Below are 3,686 nucleotides of genomic sequence, written 5' to 3'. Positions count from 1 at the left end.
TAGAATTGAGCATTACCCACAGTGCATTATTGCTCAATCCATAATTTATCTGTTTTGTTTCGATGAAGACAAAATCGAGCTGTAAAGCCCCAGTAGTTCTATCCGTACCTGTTTTAAATGCGTATTCCAATCCTTGGTTGGTTGCTTGAACGATTAGTTCGTTAATACGATCATTTCGTTGCTGCTCAGCAATTTCAATGAGTGCTGGAATAGGAAAAATAGCATGAACTTCATCATATATGTATTTTTCCTGAGTATCCCATACAGAGTTACCGTATCCTCCCCCGATGTCGGCGTGAGCACCGGGCATTGTGATTTCGACCATATTAGAACCGTTGCTTCCCATATAATTGAGTGGAAAATTGGCTCTAAATTCATTATCGGCAGTCAGGTGAACCATTTGCTGTGCAGAGTTGGTGTTGAGATTTAGATTTAGATTTGCGTTGTACTCATTTGCCAGTCCCACTGTTGCAACGGTATCAAATAGTCCTACAAATCCGATCGCACTGCCGTCGAGATCAGTGTACTGAGCATTAAACATATTGATAAAATCCCGTGCCGATGTCGCGCCACGGCTAAAGCCGTAGACGTCTACGACGATTTGAGCGTCAGGGTTTTGTGTTCGGATTTCATTGATTTTTCTTTTGATCTCATCTAATTTATCTAAGGCGTGCTGTTTAACTGTCGAACCAAACGCCAAACCATCGAGATTATAGTAATCTTTGCGATCTTTATAAACTTCTGTATTGCGTATAGCAGCTAATTGGTCTACGTCAAATACTGTGCCATTAACATATTGCTCGGTTCCTGCACCTTCTGCGTAAATAGCCTCATAACCCTGACTTTTTTTTGCTTGATACATACGATAGAGTTTAGCTACGTTTGTTTGTGATCCGTCACCGATCAGCTCGTCATTCCATACATTGTTACCCGTCCCGTCGAAGAACACCCCGATTCTAATTACATCTGCCATGTTGTTTTCCTTGTATTTATTTTTTGTTTAGAATAATGATTTTAGAGATTCCATCACCGATGGTGATGATTTTGGAAGCTCTTGGAAGCTATCTGCTTCAAATATCGAACCAAAATTATGATTTAGATGTCTCCACTTTACACATTTCGATTCATCAACTACTATATCAATATGCAATGTATCACTGGTGATTTCGTCCACACCAAAATCGGGATGAGACATCGTTCCGCATTCATATTCAGAATCATTTCTACTTTCTTCTTTTGTACATTCATGATAATGGTATTTTCCACCGTCAGTATCAAGTTTCATCTTCATCGTACATGTAAAATCGGTATTACCGAGTCTTTGAGTGGTTTCCTTATCTGATGTCGATTGTTCATAGTCATAGATACTATTTCTTGTCATACACACAAATGTCGTCTTGGGTGTGATACGAAAATATCTTTTGTCCGAGCGAAAGGCATATGGACTTTCCTTTTTATTTAACAAACTACGTCCATCAGTGCCCCCTTTACGTCCATCGTAAACCGCATATGCCCTTTGACCGCCCAATTCTTTGAGACTGATAGGATCTATATTTTTATAATCTCCTAAAAGTTTAAATCGTGCATATTGAAAATATTGATCATCATTTTTTCTCAATATCATTAGTTCCAATCCCCCAAACCGATACCCACATCCCTCTTTGTCCTCTTCGGGTGTCATGTAAATAGGGAGATTGATGCTGTAGTTGCCATCGGGGACACTCATACTACGTTGGGTGATGGAGGGTTTCATTGTTCCCGTTGTGTAGCCACGAGAACCACATCCTTCTTTTAGGTTGGTTGCGACGTAAGTGATCGTGTAGCGTGCATCCAAACGAGGGTCTTTTTCTCCTGTTAGGGTATAGACGCTTTGGTCTTGTGCTAAGAGTATCAAAGATGAAAAAATAAGCAATAATAAAGTTTTCATGCGGCAATCCTTGGTTTGGAATGTGGATTATTGAGTAATTCGAGAGGGAAGTTGGCACGCATCTCATTGGCAGCGTCAATTTGAACAATTTTTGCGGCAGAGGCATCATTGAGGTTGAGATTAAACCCAATATTGATACTGTTGGCAAACCCTAGAGAGGATACGGTATCGAACAACCCGACAAATCCGATTGCACTGCCCTTATTGACATTCGCATATAGGGAATTGAACTCGTTGATAAAATCGCGTGCTTCGGTTGCGCCTCGGCTGAAGCCGTAGACGTCTACGATGATTTGGGCATCGGGATTTTTTTTAATCTCATTTTTTACCATCTCAAGCATCCGATTAACTTTAGACTTTGCCTCATCCCCAAATGCCATGTTATAACTGCTATAAAAATCGTTGCGAGATTTTAGAGCATCTTGTATCTCTTTGACTTCGGCTGAAGTTAATGTTGGTTGTCCTTCACGATATTTTTCGGTACCGACACCTTCGACATAAAGTGGTTTGGCATAATATCCAGGATTATCTTTAGCTTGCTGAGCATACATCTTATAGATTTTTGCCACATTCGTTTCTGACTTGTCCCCGATCGCTAGATCATTCCACATATTATTACCCGTTCCGTCGAAGAACGCTCCGATTCTAATTACATCTGCCATTTGTTTTTCCTTATATTTATTTTTAAAAAAGTGACTTGAATGATTCTAATGCTGACGGTACCGGCTTTGGTACTTCACGAAACGTATCCACTTCTCTCTCCACCTTGAATCTACTGATCTTTAAAAGCTGACATTTCGGTTCATCGACCAATATATCGATGCGGAGAGTATCACTTGTGATCTCATCCACACCGAAATCGGGATGGGTCATCTTTGAACAGTGATGTTGCGTTTCGGTAAGAGACTCTTCCCTCGTACATTTGTTAAAATGGAACTTGCCACCTTCGGTATCTAATTTCATTTTCATCGTACACATAAATTCAGTAGCATGTTTTTCGTGCCATTCTTTATTTTCACGAGGATCATCTAAATATTGTGTCATACACACAAACGTCGTTTCGGGGGCAATACGGAAATATTTTTTATTGGAGCTAAACTCATTGGTAAAATCAGGAGCATCTTTTGTGTCCATCCCTATAAAATTAGAACCTCCTTCTCCCCCTTTCCATCCACGATATATTGCCAAAGGCTCTTGCGTATTTGTGTATCTTCTAAAATCTCCCAAGAGTTGGAACCTTGAAAACTGATCATCATCATTTTTCCGTCTCATCGTTAAATCAAGTCCCCCAAACCGATACCCGCATTCCGCTTTGTCCTCTTCGGTGGTCATGTATATGGGGAGATTAATCGTGTAGTTTCCATCGGGGACACTCATGCTACGCTGAGTCATCGAAGGTTTCATCGTTCCCGTCGTGTAGCCGCGAGAACCACATCCTTCTTTTAGGTTTGTCGCGACATAGGTGATCGTGTAGCGTGCATCCAAACGGGGGGTTTTTTGTCCTGTTAGGGTGTAGACGCTTTGGTCTTGGGCTAAGAGTGTTAGAGCTGAAAGAATGAGTAGGGTTAGGGTTTTCATCTAGGCAACCTTTCTTTTAGATTCTTGATTTATAAAATTGAAACTATTTATATAGCTGTACACTTCCCCCGATCTCTCCCCTGCTTTTATCGTTACCGGTCCTAGTGACGTTGTGATCGTAATATCCCGTTCGAGTTCTTTGGATAAGCTCACGGTGAAGCTCATATGTTCAGTTGCTTCT

Annotated in this window: 5 protein-coding genes; all 5 read right to left on the bottom strand. The window is 40.8% G+C overall.

The features are described 5' to 3' along the window. Positions 1 to 973: T6SS phospholipase effector Tle1-like catalytic domain-containing protein (locus tag WA010_RS02630; protein WP_422555626.1), on the bottom strand; the 973-nt coding region annotated here is incomplete at its 3' end. A 27-nt stretch (positions 974 to 1,000) separates the two neighbouring features. After that, positions 1,001 to 1,927, bottom strand: a complete 927-nt coding sequence (locus tag WA010_RS02625; protein ID WP_422555625.1) for a hypothetical protein — start codon at positions 1,925 to 1,927, stop codon at positions 1,001 to 1,003. Beyond that, on the bottom strand, positions 1,924 to 2,589 hold the full coding sequence (locus tag WA010_RS02620; protein WP_422555624.1) for a phospholipase effector Tle1 domain-containing protein: 666 nt from the start codon (positions 2,587 to 2,589) through the stop codon (positions 1,924 to 1,926). The genes WA010_RS02625 and WA010_RS02620 overlap by 4 nt, the downstream gene beginning before the upstream one ends. A 22-nt stretch (positions 2,590 to 2,611) precedes the next feature. Beyond that, complete coding sequence (locus WA010_RS02615) at positions 2,612 to 3,505, bottom strand: hypothetical protein (protein ID WP_422555623.1); 894 nt, start codon at positions 3,503 to 3,505, stop codon at positions 2,612 to 2,614. Then, on the bottom strand, positions 3,506 to 3,686 hold a 181-nt coding region (locus WA010_RS02610; protein ID WP_422555622.1), incomplete at its 5' end, for a hypothetical protein. It lies immediately after the preceding gene.

Origin of the sequence: Sulfuricurvum sp. (assembly GCF_049305995.1) — a bacterium.
Taxonomy (GTDB): Bacteria; Campylobacterota; Campylobacteria; order Campylobacterales; family Sulfurimonadaceae; genus Sulfuricurvum.
The sequence above is the reverse complement of the archived record's forward strand: the minus strand, read 5'-3'. Positions and strand labels throughout refer to the sequence as shown.